At 64.2% G+C, this 17,222-nt stretch carries 15 protein-coding genes; 9 read left to right on the plus strand and 6 right to left on the minus strand.

The genetic code is table 11. From position 1 onward, the window contains the following. Positions 1-109 precede the first annotated feature (109 nt). Positions 110-838, plus strand: coding sequence for a class I SAM-dependent methyltransferase (locus FW796_RS01520; protein ID WP_346634924.1), 729 nt, complete (start codon positions 110-112; stop codon positions 836-838). A gap of 25 nt (positions 839-863) precedes the next feature. Here the strand turns inward: FW796_RS01520 and FW796_RS01525 are convergent, their stop codons facing one another. Continuing rightward, entirely contained in the window at positions 864-2,639 is a 1,776-nt protein-coding gene (locus FW796_RS01525; RefSeq protein ID WP_346634925.1) for a putative bifunctional diguanylate cyclase/phosphodiesterase, read from the minus strand. Positions 2,640-3,199: 560 nt separating this feature from the next. On the opposite strand from FW796_RS01525, the gene FW796_RS01530 reads away from it, so the two are divergent. Both FW796_RS01530 and FW796_RS01535 read left to right on the plus strand, forming a co-directional pair. Further along, positions 3,200-3,487 (plus strand): hypothetical protein, encoded by a 288-nt coding sequence (locus FW796_RS01530; RefSeq protein WP_346634926.1) that lies wholly within the window; start codon positions 3,200-3,202, stop codon positions 3,485-3,487. Positions 3,488-3,718: 231 nt separating this feature from the next. Continuing rightward, positions 3,719-4,093: a hypothetical protein gene (locus FW796_RS01535; RefSeq protein WP_110595061.1), complete on the plus strand. Its 375-nt coding sequence runs from the start codon at positions 3,719-3,721 to the stop codon at positions 4,091-4,093. Positions 4,094-4,170: 77 nt separating this feature from the next. Here FW796_RS01535 and FW796_RS01540 read toward each other — a convergent pair whose 3' ends face one another. Then, positions 4,171-4,707: a GNAT family N-acetyltransferase gene (locus FW796_RS01540; protein ID WP_346634928.1), complete on the minus strand. Its 537-nt coding sequence runs from the start codon at positions 4,705-4,707 to the stop codon at positions 4,171-4,173. Between the two features lie 227 nt (positions 4,708-4,934). On the opposite strand from FW796_RS01540, the gene FW796_RS01545 reads away from it, so the two are divergent. Beyond that, complete coding sequence (locus FW796_RS01545; protein ID WP_346634929.1) at positions 4,935-7,091, plus strand: TonB-dependent receptor; 2,157 nt, start codon at positions 4,935-4,937, stop codon at positions 7,089-7,091. A 107-nt stretch (positions 7,092-7,198) separates the two neighbouring features. Here the strand turns inward: FW796_RS01545 and FW796_RS01550 are convergent, their stop codons facing one another. The 4 genes from FW796_RS01550 to FW796_RS01565 all read right to left on the minus strand — a co-directional run bounded on the left by FW796_RS01550 (position 7,199) and on the right by FW796_RS01565 (position 12,518). Then, positions 7,199-8,209, minus strand: coding sequence for an Ldh family oxidoreductase (locus tag FW796_RS01550; RefSeq protein WP_346634930.1), 1,011 nt, complete (start codon positions 8,207-8,209; stop codon positions 7,199-7,201). Between the two features lie 10 nt (positions 8,210-8,219). After that, entirely contained in the window at positions 8,220-9,839 is a 1,620-nt protein-coding gene (locus FW796_RS01555) for an aldehyde dehydrogenase (NADP(+)) (protein ID WP_446438934.1), read from the minus strand. 44 nt (positions 9,840-9,883) lie between these two features. After that, positions 9,884-11,455, minus strand: a complete 1,572-nt coding sequence (locus FW796_RS01560; protein WP_346634932.1) for an APC family permease — start codon at positions 11,453-11,455, stop codon at positions 9,884-9,886. 142 nt (positions 11,456-11,597) lie between these two features. Further along, positions 11,598-12,518, minus strand: coding sequence for a dihydrodipicolinate synthase family protein (locus tag FW796_RS01565; protein WP_110595058.1), 921 nt, complete (start codon positions 12,516-12,518; stop codon positions 11,598-11,600). A gap of 264 nt (positions 12,519-12,782) precedes the next feature. On the opposite strand from FW796_RS01565, the gene FW796_RS01570 reads away from it, so the two are divergent. The 5 genes from FW796_RS01570 to FW796_RS01590 all read left to right on the plus strand — a co-directional run bounded on the left by FW796_RS01570 (position 12,783) and on the right by FW796_RS01590 (position 17,218). Beyond that, the gene (locus FW796_RS01570) at positions 12,783-13,715 is read left to right on the plus strand and encodes a 4-hydroxyproline epimerase (RefSeq protein WP_346634933.1); all 933 of its coding nucleotides are present in this window, start codon (positions 12,783-12,785) and stop codon (positions 13,713-13,715) included. Further along, positions 13,712-14,833 carry an NAD(P)/FAD-dependent oxidoreductase gene (locus FW796_RS01575; RefSeq protein ID WP_446438935.1) on the plus strand — a complete coding sequence of 374 codons (1,122 nt, stop codon included), beginning with the start codon at positions 13,712-13,714 and terminating at the stop codon, positions 14,831-14,833. Before FW796_RS01570 ends, FW796_RS01575 begins: the two co-directional genes overlap by 4 nt. Further along, positions 14,830-15,063 (plus strand): (2Fe-2S)-binding protein, encoded by a 234-nt coding sequence (locus FW796_RS01580; RefSeq protein WP_346634935.1) that lies wholly within the window; start codon positions 14,830-14,832, stop codon positions 15,061-15,063. Before FW796_RS01575 ends, FW796_RS01580 begins: the two co-directional genes overlap by 4 nt. Beyond that, positions 15,060-16,328 carry an FAD-dependent oxidoreductase gene (locus tag FW796_RS01585; RefSeq protein WP_446438936.1) on the plus strand — a complete coding sequence of 423 codons (1,269 nt, stop codon included), beginning with the start codon at positions 15,060-15,062 and terminating at the stop codon, positions 16,326-16,328. The genes FW796_RS01580 and FW796_RS01585 overlap by 4 nt, the downstream gene beginning before the upstream one ends. A 113-nt stretch (positions 16,329-16,441) precedes the next feature. Next, positions 16,442-17,218 (plus strand): AraC family transcriptional regulator, encoded by a 777-nt coding sequence (locus FW796_RS01590; protein WP_346634937.1) that lies wholly within the window; start codon positions 16,442-16,444, stop codon positions 17,216-17,218. The last annotated feature ends 4 nt before the right edge of the window (positions 17,219-17,222 follow it).

Raw genomic sequence — 17,222 nt, forward strand, 5'->3', positions numbered from 1 at the left:
ACACTGAGTGAAAATCCGCCGTGACAGGGTTAGAGGAAAACCCTCAGCCGCATCTTTTGCATGGTCCGCCCGACACCACGGCTGCACACGAACCTGAAGGAAACGCTACATGACCCAGAACATTTACGACGATCCGACCTTTTTTCAGGGCTACAGCCAGATGGGCCGCTCCCTCGGCGGCCTGGATGCGGCACCGGAATGGCCGGCCCTGCAGGCACTACTGCCTGCCATGAACGGGCTCAAGGTGGTGGACCTGGGCTGCGGTTATGGCTGGTTCAGCCGCTGGGCCAGCGAACAGGGAGCCCAGCAGGTACTGGGCCTGGACGTTTCGCAAAAGATGCTGGCGACCGCTCGCGCCAGCACCTCGGCACCCAACATCGATTATCAGCGGGCCGACCTGGAACACCTGAGCCTGCCCACCTGCCGCTTCGACCTGGCCTACAGCTCCCTGGCCCTGCACTACATCAAGGACTTGCGCGGGTTGTTCACCCAGGTCCATGCCGCCCTGGTACCCGGGGCGCGTCTGGTGTTCTCCATCGAGCACCCGATCTTCATGGCTCCGCGCAACCCGGGTTGGCGGGTGGATGACCAGGGCCGCAAGTCCTGGCCGCTGGACAGCTACCAGCAGGAAGGCGAGCGGGTAACCCATTGGCTGGCGGAAGGCGTGATCAAGCAGCACCGGACCCTGGGCACCCTGCTCAACACTCTGATCGACACAGGGTTCAGCATTCGTCATGTCGAAGAGTGGGGCCCCACGGCGCAGCAGGTGCTTCAGCAACCGGCGCTGGAAGAAGAGCGGGAACGGCCAATGATGCTGCTGGTGGCTGCCCAGCGTTGAGGCAGCCATCGCCCTTAGCAGGCGTCTAGATGCCACCCTGCAACGGAAAACGCCGGGCCCCGCTGCGAGCGAGGAATTTTTCCTGGGCCATGGGCCGGGCCAGGAAATAGCCCTGGGCTTCGTCGCAGCCAAAGGCCCGCAGCATCTGCAGGCATTTGAAACTCTCGATACCCTCGGCCACGGTGCGATAGCCCAACTCCCTGGCCAGGGCGATGACCGAACGGGTGATCTTCTGGTGCTGGGCGCTGCTCTCAAGGTCCGTGACCATGGACTTGTCGAGTTTCACCACATTGGCGGGAATCTGATGCAGGTAGGCGAAGTTACTGTAGCCGGTACCGAAATCATCGATGGCCACGTCCATGCCCAGGCCACGTATCTTGCTCAACTGATCCAGCACCCTTGGGTTGGAACGCAGCCAGGCACCCTCAGTGATCTCCACCTCCAGGCGCCGAGGATCGATACGGTGACGCAGGCAGGCATCCCTGAGCACATCGGCAATGTCCTGGTCCTCGAAATCCTGGGGGGACAGGTTGATCGACAGGCGCTGTACATCGCTGGAGCCCCAGCTGTGCAGCCTCTCAAGCACCGCGTTGATCACCCAATGGGTCACCCGGTGGATCAAGGCGTTACGCTCCATGACCGGAATGAATTCCGCCGGGGAAACCGGTCCCAGCCAGGGATGATCCCAGCGGATCAGTGCCTCGGCGCTGACCTGGGCACCGTCGGGCAGGGCAAAGCGCGGTTGGAACATCAGGTAGATCTGTCCGCTGTCGAGGGCTTCGCTGATGTCCGAGGCCAAGTTGAAGGCACGTCGATAGGCCTGATCCCGCACCACGTCATAGGGCGCCCAGGTGCTGCGCTTCAAGGCCGCCAGCTCCAGGGCGAACATGGCTTTGCGCAGCACGTCCGGCACCGCATCGCGGTCCGTGGAGAACTCCACGGTGCCCGCACATACCCCCGGAATCATCGGCAGCTCAAGGCCCGGCGGCTGGCGCCGCAAACGCCGCACCAGCCCTTCGAGAAAACGTTCGATGCCCGGCGCTGCCGGTAGCAGGAAGCCAAAACGCTTGACCGAGACGTGATACACCCGCACATGCCGTCCCAGGTAGGCGAGCAGTTGCTGGGCCAGAAAGCGCACGATGATTTCGAACGGAGCCATGCCCATGGCCAGGGTCAGCTCGTGAGCCACGGTCATGTCCACCGCATCCACCAGCACCAGCACGCGCTTTTCGCCAGGATGCTGTTCCGCCAGGTCGTACAGGTCGCTCTGGAATTGTTCCCGATTGGGCAGACTGCTGACTGGATCGCGACGGGTCTGGCGCTGACGCTGTTCGATCTGCTCCATCACCAGGGACGCCAGATCCCGCAGTTGCTGGCGTTCAATGGCATTCAAGCGCTGGGGCTGTTTATCGATGACGCACAAACTGCCGATGGCGTGGCCAGTGGACGTGATCAGCGGCGCGCCGGCATAAAAGCCGATGCAAGGATCTTCGGTAACCAGCGGATTGGCATGAAAGCGCACATCCCGGCGGGCGTTTTCCACTTCAAACACATCACCGGACTTGATGGTGTAGGCGCAGAACGATTGATCGATAGGGGTCTGCTCGGCGACAAAACCCACTCGCGACATGAACCACTGGCGGTCCCGATCCACCAGGGTGATCAGGGCCGTGGGTACCTTGAAGTATTCCGCCGCCAGACGACAAATACGATCGAAACGCTCGCAACGAGCCGTGTCCAGCAGCTCCAGGGCATACAGGGCAGCCAGGCGCTGCTCCTCGGCCAACGCCTTATCGGGCATACCGCGCCTCAGGCAGGATCAACACACTCATCAGAAAACCTATCTCAGCATCGCAGGGGGAAAACGCCACCTGGGAACGGGCCGCGCCCAAAGTAGTGGCATTACGACATCCATCGACAGCATGACGCAGTGACTAGTGCTTGCCAATTCCATCCGTCGGACGAACGGTATTTCCCTGGAAAATTTATCGCGACCTTGAAAGGACCGGTCCAGAGCGCTTGCGCCCAATGACAAAGAGACCTTGCCGGCTATTGCACCCTGTTCCAGCCGCCCTCTGCAACCCCTGGCAGATCGGCAGGTGCGCACCTTGCGAGGACAAAAAAAGCGATCCGCAGATCGCTTTCTTTGTTACTGCATCACAAGGCCGGTTCCAGCGTCCCGACCTCCTTGCCCCCTTGTCACTACCCTGCTCCTGCCGGGCGTCCGAATCTTTTAACAGTCTGCGACTGTCTGCTGGCTGAACCTGCCGGCGACAAGCGTGACAATTCATGACCAGGCCCTTGCCAAGCAGAAGCAAAGCCGGAACCATGCGCCGCCCTGCCCACGGATGGAGCCGTACCATGAAAAAACTCGTCTTCCTGCTGTTCGTCGGCCTGCTGGTGGTGCTCAACGTCGGCTACTACACCGAGCTGGAAGAAGCTGAGACCCACACCCGCTGGTTTATCAAACAGTCCCCGACTCTGCGCCTGGAGTTCTTCAATATCCACGCCAATGACGGCGATTACCGGCGCGTGGAAAAACTCACCCCCGAGTACCGGCAGATGATCATCGACTACTGCAAGTACCGTTTGGGCATCGATACCCAAGTCACTACCCAGGCCGACGTGGAGCGTTGCGCAAAGCTCTGACCCCTCCCCTTCTGCACGCCCCCCCCCGTTCTTTGGTACTCGTCTCATGTCGACCGGGCCAGCCCCTGGCTATGGTCGCAACAACACCCCTGCCCAAGGCCCCGGGGAGCCCTGCGCCCGCCCTTGGTCCAGGGGTGCTATGGTGGTCGGCTGCCCTGCGTGCCAGGGCTCACTGGAGGAGTGCGACGCTGAACGCCTGGTCGTGAAGCTTGAGGAGGTCACTGAATAGATATGTGCAACGCCAAAGATATTTATACCGCGGGTTGGATTCTGGTGGTCATGTCCGGACTGGTGTCCCTGGTGATCCAGGTTTACCTGGGTTATTTCAAGATCGATGACATGGTCAAGTACCTGGCCCGCTGCCGGGTCATCGCCATTCGCATGCCGCTGCTGGGCAAGGACCCCCTCAGCCGTCTGTGCATGCTGGTGTGCATTGGCGGGATGTTCGCCATGCCCCACCTCTTTCTGCGCAATGGCGGCATGGATGTACGGGACTACAAGAACTTCCCCCTGGGCCTGAAATGGCTGATCAATCTGTTCCAGCTGTCAGCCCTGGCCGCAGTCATCGCCTTCCTGGTGCTGTGGTGGGTCAGCCGTCACCTTTGACCGGCAACTGACCGGCAACGGCCTTCATTGCGGGGTGCCACAGGACGGCGCCCCGTCTCCCCATCGCTAGCAGCCCTTCAACCGGTGGCAGACAGCTGAAGAAAATCCTCACGGGTCATTTCGAAAAAACGGCTTGGCAGCCCTTCAAATTCGCCGTCGTGAGTGAAACGAAAACCTATCTTACGAGCCACCGCCAACGAGGCGCCATTGTCGATGTGAGCATCAGCGACAATCCGCTCGACCTCCGGGTCGGCAAAGGCGTGCTCGACAATGCGCCTGGCGGCCTCAGAGGCAACCCCCCGGCCCCAGGCACGCCGCACCAGACGCCAGCCCATCTCCAGCTCGGGGCCCACGGCGTCGAACGGAATGAACGAGACCCAGCCCAGAAAATCGTTCGGGGCCTCCTTGGCGAAGATCGCCCAATAACCGCATCGCTCACCAAAGTTCTGGGTCATGCGCGACTGCAGGAAATCCCGATGCCATTGCCCACCGTCCCAGATCCCCGGAGTGAAGCGCGTGACTTCAGGGTCCAGGTCCATGCGCAAGCAGGCCTCGAAGTGTTCGAGCGTGCGTGGACGCAATATCAGGTTGGGGGTGTCGAAGTGCAGATTCATCCGTGATCTCCTGGGTTGATGGTCGACCATGAAACAGCGGTGGGCGGAAAAATAAAACAGCCCGCCGCAAGAAACACGTCGCTCCGCACAGCAGACCCGATCAAGCCCCCTCACCTCGTATACAGCCACGCATACACTTTTCGACACCATTGTTCAGAACTATCTGATTGAATGATAATAATTATCTAATGAGAATCGCTTCCAAATAAAACGGAGGCTCTATCTCAATGTCCAGTCCCGCCCGCCCACAACCCTGGAAGTTGTGGTCCACCTCTCTCGGTCTGATGGCCCTCAGCGAAGCCAGCCTGGGAGCCACTCCTGAAGACACCAAGCGTCCCACCGAGGCGACTCCTGTCACCCTGGCCCCGACCCATGTACAGGGGGTGCATCAGCCTGGCTACAAGCGCGATGCCTCGGACTCGGTGAAGTTCACCGCGCCACTGCGGGAAACGCCGAAGTCGGTGACCATCATCACCGACACCCTGATGCAGGAACGTGCGGTGTCGACCCTGACCGACGCCTTGCGCACCACCCCGGGCATCACCTTCGGCGCCGGGGAAGGCGGAACGCCGCTGGGGGATCGCCCCTTCATCCGCGGCTTCGAGGCCAGCACCGACATCATGATCGACGGCATCCGCGATGTCGGCCGGATGAACCATGAAGTCTTCAACTACGAGCAGATCGAGATCGTCAAAGGCCCGGGTTCGGCCTACTCGGGACGCGGTTCCACCGGTGGCACCATCAACCTGATCAGCAAGGTGCCGCAACAGGAAAACTTCGCCACCGGCAGCCTGACCCTGGGCACCGATCATCAGCGCCGCAGCACCCTCGACCTCAACCAGTACCTGCCCGAACAGAACATGGCCCTGCGTCTGAACGCCATGAAGCACGAAGCCGACACCCCGGGGCGAGACAACGTCGAAGTCAGCCGCTGGGGCCTGGCACCGAGCTTCTCCTTCGGCCTGGGCACCGCGACCCGCGGCACCTTGAGCTACTACCACATGCAGACCGACGACATGCCCGACCAGGGCATTCCGGTGTCGGAAATCAGCGGCAAGCCGGTCAAGGTCGATCGGGACAACTTCTACGGCCTCACCAAGCGCGACTTCCGCAAGACCTCGGCAGACCTCGCGACCTTGCAGCTGGAACATGATTTCAATGAGCACCTGACCCTGCGCAACACCACCCGCCAGGGCCGCAGCATGCAGGACTACATCATGAGCCGGCCGATCGCCTCGGCGGCGCAGGAGCGGGCGAACACCGTGCAACGTACCGCTCGCGGGCGCAACGTGACCAACGCCTCGCTGATCAACCAGACCGATATCTTCGGCAAGTTCGACACAGGAACCATCGGCCACAGCTACAGCGCCGGCCTGGAGTTTTCCCGGGAACGGATCGACGTCAAGAATCGCTACGGCAACTCCCGCAGTGCCGATCTCGGCGACCTGAACCAGCCCAACCCCAAGGACCCGTTCACCCCGATACCACGGGGCAACGGCCAGCACACCGCCACCAAACACAACAACCGTGCCGTCTACGTGATGGACACCCTGGCCCTGCACGAACAATGGGACCTGAACCTGGGTGTGCGCTATGACGCCTATCACGTCAGGGACCCCAGCCAAAGCAACCGCAGCAATATGTGGACCTACCAAAGTGGCATCGTCTTCAAGCCCCTGCCCTACGGCAGCATCTACCTGTCCTACGGCACCTCGTTCAACCCTTCGGGCGAAACCGCCGGGCAGTCGGGCGGCGCCGATGGCGCAGCGGGCGGCCGGCTCAGCAACCTGGACCCGGAAAAGAGCCGCAGCCTCGAACTGGGCACCAAATGGGACCTGCTCAACGAGCGCCTGGCCCTGACCGCAGCCGTGTTCAAGACCGAGAAGACCAACGCCCGGACCTACGACCCGATCAGCAACGAAGTGACCCTGGATGGCGATGTCGAAGTGAAAGGGTTTGAAGTGAGCGCCACCGGTCACCTGACCGACCTCTGGGAAGTGGTGGCGGGCTACACCTACCTGGATGCCAAGACCGTCAAGTACGCCTCGGGTGAAAAATCCAACTTCAACGGCAACCAGATGAAGTTCATCGCCCCCAATAGCGCCTCGGTCTGGAGCACCTACATGCTCACCGACCGCCTGAAAGTCGGTGCCGGCGCCAACTATGTGGGCGAGCGCTACACCAACGACGAAAACACCCGCAGCCTCGATGCCTACTGGCGCTACGACGCCATGCTGGCCTATCGGGTGAACAAGAACCTGGACCTGCAGTTCAACGTCCTCAACCTCACCGACGCGACCTACTACGACGCCTCCCACGTCGGCATGTTCGCCATCGTCGCTCCGGGCCGTTCTGCCGAGCTGGCGGCCAACCTGCGTTTCTAAGGGCTTGCCCTCTTCGCCGGCAATCCGGCTCCTACGGAGGTTGTAGGAGCCGGCTTGCCAGCGAAGGCGTCACATGAACCCAGTCCCTGCCCGCCGGCAAACACCCCCTAAAGCAAACGCCGGATCTCCTCCAGCAACTCCCGAGGAATCTGCACCCCGTGCTCCAGGCTGCGCGCCCGCGCCTCGAACCTGCGCTGGGACGGCAACCGCGCACCATCCCGGGCAATCCCTGCGAACAAGCCCTCCGCCCGCTCCAGTCCCGCTTGATACCCCTGCCCCAGAAACACCTGGGGATCGAACGCCAGCACCAGCTCACCATGACAAGGCGTAGCCCCGACGCCCTCATCGAAGGCCATGGATTCCACACTGGTGAGGTCGCCAATCAGGGCCCCGGCCAACAATTCGATCATCGCTGCCAAGGCCGAGCCCTTGTGTCCGCCAAAGGTCTGCATGGCACCGCGCAATGCAGCCTTGGCATCCGTGGTGGGCTCGCCGTCGGCATCGATGGCCCAGTGCCCGGGAATCGGCTTGCCCTGGCGTGCATGCAACTCGATGTCGCCGCGGGCGATGGCGCTGGTGGCGAAGTCGAAAACAAAAGGATCGCCCCCCGGTCGCGGCCAGGCAAAGGCCAGGGGGTTGGTGCCGAATACCGGGTGCCGGCCACCGGCCGGAGCCACCCAGCTGTGACTGGGGTTCATCGCCAGGCCCACCAGCCCGGTGGCGGCAATCGCCTCGACCTCGGGCCACAGGGCGGAAAAGTGGAAACAGCGCTTGATCACCATGGCGGCGATCCCCTGGCTGCGGGCCTTTTCCGCCAGGACCGGCAAGCCAGTGTGGAAACCCAGCAAGGAATAGCCGTAATGGGCATCCACTTCCAGCACCCCGGGCGAGACATGCCGCAAGCTGGGCTCGGCCCGGGGGTCGATCTTGCCTTCGCGCACCGAGCGCACGCAGCCCAGCAGGCGATACACCCCGTGGGAATGGCATTCGTCACGCTGGCCCTGGGTGATGACCTCGGCGATCGCCCGACTGTGAGCGTCGGACAGGCCATGTCGGCTGAGCACCTGGAAAGACAGGCGGCGGACTTCGTCCAGTGACAGGGTGATGTATTCAGACATGGTGGAACCTCTATGAGCAGTGAGTGAAAGCTCCTGTGGGAGAGTTTGTTGTGGGGCTGATCGGCCCCTGGCCATCGATCAGTTGCGGCACCTGCAACCGATTGCCGCTGGACAGTTCGACAGGCAGCAACACCTCCGGCAGATCCTGGTAAGACACTGGACGCAGAAAACGCTGGATCGCCAGGCTGCCCACCGAGGTGCTGCGACTGTCGGAGGTGGCCGGGAACGGACCGCCATGAACCATGGCGTGGCCCACTTCGACCCCGGTGCCGAAGCCGTTGACCAACAGGCGTCCGGCCTTGCGCTCCAATAGCGGCAGCAGCGTCCGGACCTGGGGGTGGTCGCCATCGCTCAGGTGCAGCGCAATGGTCAACTGGCCCTCCAGGCTTTGCAGCACCTGTTGCAAGGCAGCAAAGTCCGGGCAACGCACGATCAACGAGGCCGGGCCAAAGACCTCCTCGCGCAATGCTGCGCAGCCCATGAAGGCCTCGGCCGAGGTGGCGAGCAACGCGCCTCGGGCCTGGCTGCCCTGCCCCGCCAGGCCCTGGGCCAAGACCTGCACCTGGGGATGGGCCGCCAGGGCGGCAACGCCCTGGCAGTAACTGCGGTGAATGCCTGGAGTGAGCATGGTCTGCGCCGCCTGTGTATCTAGGGCTGCTGCGGCAGCGTGTTCAAAGCGCTGCAATGCCGAGCCTTCCAGGGCCAGGATCAAGCCCGGGTTGGTACAGAACTGCCCGGCGCCCTGGGTCAGCGAGGCAACGAACGCCGGGGCAATCTGCTCCGCCCGTGCCTCCAGGGCTTGGGGCAACAACAGCACCGGGTTGATGGAGCTCATCTCGGCGTACACGGGAATCGGCTCAGGGCGCAAGGCGGCGATCTGCATCAGCGCGACCCCGCCCGTGCGCGAGCCGGTGAACCCCACCGCCTTGATCCGCGGGTCCGCCACCAGCCCCTGGCCGATGGCCCGGCCACTGTCGAACAGCAGCGAAAACACCCCCTCGGGCAACCCCAGGCTCTGCGCGGCCCGGACAATGGCCTGCCCCACCAGCTCTGATGTACCGGGGTGCGCCGAGTGGGCCTTGACGATCACCGGGCAACCCGCCGCCAAGGCCGAGGCGGTGTCGCCGCCGGCCACGGAAAACGCCAGGGGAAAGTTCGACGCGCCAAACACCGCCACCGGGCCCAGGCCGATATGCCGCAGGCGCAGCTCGACCCGGGGCAGAGGCTGACGCTCAGGTTGCGCCGGGTCGATCCTGACCCCGAGAAAACCGCCGTCACGGACCACCTGGGCAAACAGGCGCAACTGGCCGACGGTGCGCCCCCGCTCACCTTCCAGGCGGGCCCGGGACAAGCCGGTTTCCAACTGACAGCGCTCAATCAGCTCCTCGCCCAACGCCAGAATATGGCTGGCAATGCTCTCCAGAAATGCCGCCCGCTGTGCAAGCGGCAGCTGGCGATAAGGATCGAAGGCCGCCTGGGCCAAGGCACAGGCGCGCTCGAGCTCTGCTGCCGAAGCGCCACCGAAAGCCGGTTGCAACACCTCGCCACTGGCGGCGGCCAGCCCATGAACCGAGCCATTGCCGCCAAGCACGGCGGTGTGACCTATCAGCATCTGTCCCGTAACAGTCATGGATTACCTCGTCTGCGTGAAAGTGATCGTGATCGTGATCGTGGTCATTCCACCTCATCGCCATCGAGCACCAGCTTGGCGCTGGGCACCCCGGTATTGGCCCCCCAGTAATAGATGCACAGGGCCATGAGAGTGACGGTGAGGGTGTCGTAGGGGTGACTCAGGGCGCCGATGCCGCCGAAGCTGCCCAGGTAGGAAATGAGGATGGTCAACGCGTAGAAGGCGATCAGCCACAGGGACGAGCGGACCTGTTCCCCCAGGCTCAGGTGATCGGTGGGTACCAGGCGCTTGCACAGCAGGTAGATCACGAACATCAGGATCTGCAGCCCCAGCAGCCAGGACACCGTGCCCCAGCCGGACCAGTAGACAATCAACGCCGCGATCACGAAGGACACCGGGCCGAGCAAGGCAAACGCCCTGACCCGGAACGGCCGCGGCATCTGCGGTGCACTCTTGCGCAACGCCGCGACGCTGATGGGGGCCACCGCATAACTGAGCACCAGGGCCGCCGAAACCACGTTGATCAGTGCCTCCCACGAGGGGAACGGCAGGGTCCAGAACACCGATAGGCCGAAGGTCAGCCATAACGCCGGACGCGGGATGCCGGACTGTTCATCGATGCGGGTGAAGATCTTGAAAAAGGTCCCGGTCCGCGCCCAGCCGTACACCACCCGTGGCGTGGCGTTCATGTAGATGTTGCCGCAGCCGCTGGGGGAGATCACCGCATCGGCCACCACCAGATAGGCCAGCCAGCCGACCCCGAGGGTCAGGGCAATGTCGCGGTACGGCAGGGAGAATTCCTTGCTGATGCCGCTCCAGCCGTTGGCCAGCATTTCCGTGGGAATGCTCCCCAGAAAGGCCAGTTGCAACAGGCCGTAGATCAAGGTCGAAAGCAGCACCGAGAGAATCAGCGCGATGGGAATGGTGCGCTGGGGATTACGCACTTCACTGGCCACGGAGATGATCGGCGTCAGCCCCAGGTAGGCGAAGATGATGCCCCCCGCCGAGACCGCCATCTCGATTCCCGACAGGCCGAACGGGGCAAAACCCTGGACGTGGAAGTTGTCGGGCTTGAAGAAGGTGAACAGCACCGCGATCACCAGCAGCGGCACGATGAACTTGAACAGGCTGATGAAATTGTTGGATTTGGCGAAGGTCTTGACGCTGTAGTAGTTGAGCCAGAAGAACAGGCACAACAGGGCAAACTGCACCAGCCAGCCGATGATGGTCGGGTTGCTGGAGCCTTCGTGGGTCAATGCCGGGAACCAGGCCGCGGCGTATTGCCGGGCCGCCACCACTTCAATCGCCACCAGGCTGGAAAAGGCGATCAGGGTGATGAACCCCATCAAGTAGCCCAGCAGCGGGCCATGGGAGAACACCGGGTAACGCACCACGCCACCGGCCCGCGGCAGGGCGGCTCCCAGCTCGCAATAGACGATGCCCAACAGCAGCACGGCGAACCCGCCCAGCAGCCAGGAAAAGATCCCCGCCGGCCCGGCAATCGCCGAAACGTGGCTGGCAGCGAACAGCCAGCCGGAACCGAAGATCGCACCCAGACCGATAAAGGTCAGGTCCACCAGAGAGAGTTGTTTCTTGAATTTACCTTTGCCTGACATGGGGCTGCGCCTTTTTGAGGTTATTGGAATAGGCAGGTCGAATGTCACGTCGGCGGAACCGCTCGACGCTTGCAGCACGTGTGATGTTCCAAAAGCGGGCGCCCCCACCCAGGGCGCCCGACCCACTCCTACAGGCCAGTTTCTACAGGCCGACGTCCGGCAGGCTCGGGCGCGTGGCCAGGGCCTTGGCGACTATGGCTTTGACTTCGGCCAGGGTTTCACCCTGCAGTGCCAGACGCGGCGGCCGGGTGATGGACGAGCCACGGCCCACCAGTTCTTCGCAGAGCTTGATGCACTGCACCAGGTCCGGACGAGCGTCCAGGTGCAGCAGCGGCATGAACCAGCGGTACAAGGCCAGGGCCTCCTCGAAACGCTTTTCCTTGGCCAGGCGGAACAGGGTCTCGCCTTCCTTGGGGAAGGCCACGGACATGCCCGAGACCCAGCCCTCGGCCCCCACCGCCACGCTCTCGACCACCACATCATCAAGGCCGGCGAACAGCACGAAGCGATCGCCGACCGCGTTGCGCAGATCGATGAAACGCCGGGTATCGCCGGAAGAATCCTTGAAGCAGACGATGTTCTCGCAGTCCTGCAGGGCGATCAGCACTTCGGGGGTGACGTCATTCTTGTAGATCGGCGGGTTGTTGTAGACCATCACCGGCAGGTCGGTACCGGTGGCCACCGCACGAAAATGCGCCGCGGTTTCATGGGGCTTGGCCGAGTACACCAGGGCCGGCATCACCATCACCCCGTCGACTCCGACCCTGGCCGCTTCGCGCACCGTATGGCGGGCGAACTCGGTGGTGAATTCGGCCACCCCGGCGATCACCGGCACCCGGCCGCCGGCGGCGTCCTTGGCGACTTCGATCACTGACAGTTTTTCCGCGGTGCTCAAGGAGGTGTTCTCCCCCACGGTGCCGCACACCACCAGGCCGGATACGCCATCGTCCACCAGGTTGCGCATGACCTTGTGGGTGGCCTGCAGGTCGAGGGAGAAATCGGCTTTGAATTGAGTGGTCACAGCGGGGAACACACCGCTCCATTGGATGGCTTTACGGCTCATGGTCTTGTCCTTGTGTGAGGTCGGCGGGGCCGACTGACGTTGAAAACCCAGACCAGAGTCGCCTTTTATCCCCCTCGCAGCTTGAGGCTTTTCGTCCCTGCAAGAGACGAAATCGGCACACTCGCCCCTCGCCCCACTGTGGCTCCAGCGCCACAGGAGCCATGGCGTGACTGTGCCGATTTCGTCATCTGCAACAGCGAAAACCCACAAGCAACGCCGCCCCCGCCAAGGCCACTCTGTAGCTCTTTCCCGTCAGGTGCCGCCATGAAAAAAATAACCGTGATCGACTCACACACCGGGGGTGAACCCACTCGCCTGGTGATCGACGGCTTTCCCGAGCTGGGCCGTGGCTCCATGGCCGAGCGCCTCCAGACCCTGCGCAGTCAGCACGATCACTGGCGCCGCGCCTGCGTCCTCGAACCCCGGGGCAGCGACGTGCTGGTGGGGGCCCTGCTCTGCGAACCGCAGGCCGGGGATGCCTGTGCCGGCGTGATCTTTTTCAACAACAGCGGCTACCTGGGCATGTGCGGCCACGGCACCATCGGCCTGGTGCGCTCGCTGTACCACCTGGGCCGCATCGACTACGGCGTGCACCGCATCGAAACCCCGGTGGGCACGGTGGAGGCCACCTTGCATGACGACCTGTCAGTGAGCGTGCGCAATGTCCCCGCCTATCGCTACCGCACCCAGGTGGCGCTGCAAGTGCCGGGGCACGGCACGGTGCATGGCGACATCGCCTGGGGCGGCAACTGGTTCTTCCTGATCAGCGATCACGGCCAGGACATTGCCCTCGACAATGTCGAAGCCCTGACCCAATACACCTGGCGCGTGCGCGAGGCCCTGGAAGCCGCCGGGGTGACCGGGGCCGAGGGCGGGGTCATCGACCACATCGAACTGTTCGCCGACGACCCACAGGCCGACAGCCGCAACTTCGTGCTCTGTCCCGGCAAGGCCTACGACCGCTCCCCCTGCGGCACCGGCACCAGCGCCAAGCTGGCCTGTCTGGCCGCGGACGGCAAGCTCGCTCCGGGCCAGACCTGGCGCCAGGCCAGCGTCATCGGCAGCCAGTTCAGCGCCCACTACGAGCAGGCCGGCGAGCGGATCATTCCCACCCTGCGTGGTAGCGCCCACATCAGCGCCGAAGCGACCCTGCTGCTCGATGACAGCGACCCGTTCGCCTGGGGCATCGGCTCGTGAGTTCCCAGGGCGAGGCCGACGTGATCGTGGTCGGCGCCGGCATCATCGGTGCCGCCTGCGCCCATGAACTGGCCGGCCGCGGCCTGCGGGTGCAGGTGCTGGACGACGCCCGTGGCGGCGCCACCGGGGCCGGTATGGGGCATCTGGTGGCCATGGACGACAACCCGGCGGAGCTGGCCCTGAGTCATTACTCCATCGGCCTGTGGCGGCAACTGCGGGAACGTCTGCCCGAGGCCTGTGCCTATCGCAACTGCGGCACCCTGTGGCTGGCCGCCGACCGCGAGGAAATGGACCTGGCGCGCGCCAAGCAGCAGACCCTGGCAGACCACGGCGTCACCGGCCAACTGCTCGACGGCCGGCAACTGGCGGCGCTGGAGCCGATGCTGCGCCAGGGCCTGGGAGGCGCCCTGAAGATCCCCGGGGACGGCATTCTCTATGCCCCGGCCACCGCCCACTGGATGCTCAGCAGCCATCCACTGATCCAGCGCCAGTACGGCCACGTGCGCCGGGTTGCCGGCGATCAGCTGGAGCTGGACGACGGCCGGGTCCTGCGCGCGCCCCGGGTGCTGCTGGCCAACGGTCTCGCCGCCCGGGAACTGCTGCCGGCCCTGCCCCTGCGGCCAAAGAAGGGCCACCTGCTGATCACCGACCGCTACCCGCAACAGGTCCAGCATCAACTGGTAGAACTGGGCTACGCCGCCAGCGCCCATGCCAGTGACGGTACCTCGGTGGCCTTCAACGTCCAGCCGCGTCCAACCGGCCAGTTGCTGATCGGCTCGTCCCGGCAGTTCGACACCCTCGATCCTCAAGTCGAACCGGCCGTACTGGCGCCCATGCTGCAACGGGCAGTGGAATACCTGCCGGAGCTGGCAACGCTCAACGGTATCCGCGCCTGGACCGGCTTTCGCGCCGCCACTCCGGACGGCCTGCCGATCCTGGGTGAACACCCGCAACAGCCGGGCCTGTGGCTGGCCGTCGGCCATGAAGGCCTGGGCGTGACAACCGCCCCCGGCAGCGCGCGGCTGCTGGTGGACCTGATGCTCTGCGAATGCCCGGCGATCGACCCCCGCCCCTATCGGCCCGGACGCTTCGCCACCCTGACAGGAGAACGCCCGTGATCATCTACCTGGATCAGCAAGCGCTGGAGATCCGCTCCGGCCTCACGGTGGCCGCCGCCGTGGCCAACAGCGGCATGCCCTATACCCGCACCGCCTGCAGCGGTGCTCCACGAGCGCCGTTCTGTGGCATGGGCATGTGCCAGGAATGTCGAATGACCATCGACGGTCGCCGTCAACTGGCCTGCCAGACCCTGTGCCGGGATGGCATGCAAGTGGAGCGCAGCCAATGAGCGCCCAACGCCTGCACTGCCAGATAGTCATAGTCGGCAGCGGCCCGGCGGGGCTCGCCGCCGCCCAGGCCGCCAGCCACAGCGCGACCTCGATCCTGATGGTCGATGACAACCCGCGGCCCGGCGGACAGATCTGGCGCAATGGCCCCGGGCACCCGCCCACAGCCCTCCAGGCCGAGCGTTTCAAGGTCCTGCAGCACCCGGCGCTGCGCTACCTCAGCGCCACCCGCATCATCGCCGCCCTGGGCCCGCAACGCCTGTTGCTGGAGGATGCACAGCAGGCCTGGCAGGTGGACTTTGAACACCTGATCCTGTGCTGCGGCGCCCAGGAATTGCTGCTGCCCTTTCCCGGCTGGACCCTGCCCGGGGTCACCGGCGCCGGAGGCCTGCAGGCGCTGCTGAAGAATGGCCTGCAAGTGAATGGAAAAACCCTGGTGATCGCCGGCAGCGGCCCCTTGCTGCTGGCCAGCGCCGCCACCGCGCGCCAGGCCGGCGCCCGCGTGGTGCGGGTGCTGGAACAGACCCCCGCAGCCTCCGTGCTGGGTTTCGCCGGCCAGCTGTGGCGCTGGCCAAGCAAGCTGGCCCAGGCCCTGAAGCTGGCTACCCCGGCCTACCGTTGCAACGCCCATGTGGTGGAAGCCCTGGGGGACCGGCACCTGCAAGGGGTGCGCATCCGCCAGGGTCGACGCAGCGAAGAAATCCCCTGCGACTACCTGGCCTGCGGCTTCGGCCTGGTGCCCAATACCCGTCTGGCCAGCCATCTGGGCTGTCACCTGGAACACGGCGCCATCGTGGTCGACCACCAGCAGCGCAGCAGCCTGCCCCAGGTCCTTGCCGCCGGTGAATGCACCGGCATCGGTGGCAGCGAACTGGCCCTGATCGAAGGCGAGATTGCCGGCTGCGTCGCCAGCGGCCAGAGCGTCCGAGCGGCCAGCTTGATCCGCCAGCGCCAACACTGGCAGGCCTTTGCCAGGCAGTTGCAGCGTCACTTCGAGCTGCAACCGCAGATCCTCGAACTGGCCCGCCCCGAGACGCTGCTGTGCCGTTGCGAAGATGTGCCCTACGCTGCGGTGGCGGCGGCAGCCGATTGGCCCAGCGCCAAGTTGCACAGCCGATGCGGCATGGGGGCCTGCCAGGGCCGGGTCTGCGCCAGCGCTGCCCAGCGCCTGTTCAACTGGCCCATAGTGGCCCCGCGAACGCCGCTGGTCCCGGCCCGGGTCGCCACCCTGATGCTCGACGAGACCTGCCACGACGCCGCAGACTGAGCCCCTGAACCCACCCTGGCCGGGAATACCCGGCCAGCTTGCACAGCCCTTTTGTACCCCCTGGCTTTATCGACACAGATCCATCCCCCAAGCCCCCTAGAGAGAGGCCGACGATGATCGATAGCGCACAGCTCCACCACTTGCCCAGGGCCATCGCCGCCCAATCCCTCGGGGACATCAACAGCCTGCTGGCCAGCATGGCTCCGATCACGCCCCTGCTGGACTGCATTCCCAGCGCGGTGTTCTTCATCAAGGACCTGCAGGCCCGGTACCTGATCGCCAACCTGACCCTGGCCCAGCGCTGCGGCTTCAAGAACATCCGGCCATTGCTCGGCAAGACCTCCGCAGAAGTCTTTCCGGCGGTGCTCGGCCCGGTCTACACCGAGCAGGACCAGCGCGTGCTGCGCCAGGGCATCACCATCAAGGGCCAACTGGAATTGCACCTGTACGGCAGCCGTGAACCCGGCTGGTGCCTGACCCACAAACTGCCGCTGTATGGACGCGACGGACAGATCATCGGCATGGCCGGCATCTCCCTGGACCTGCAGGCAGCCCGTGACACCCATCCGGCCTACGAGCGTTTGGCGGCCGTGGACCGGCATATCCGCGAGCACTACAGCGAAGCCATCCGCCTGCAGGACCTGACCCGCATCGCCAACCTGTCCACGGCGCAGCTGGAGCGCTACTGCAAGCGCATCTTCCACCTCACGCCCCGGCAGATGATCCACAAGGCACGCCTGGAACACGCCTCACGGCTGCTGCTGACCCAGGAGCCCATCACCGAGGTGGCATTGCAATGCGGCTACACCGACCACAGCGCCTTCAGCCGGCAATTCAAGTCCCTGACCGGACTCAGTCCACGGCAGTTCCGGCTCAACGCCACGACTTAGCCAG

It is taken from the genome of Pseudomonas sp. 910_21, assembly GCF_052850735.1.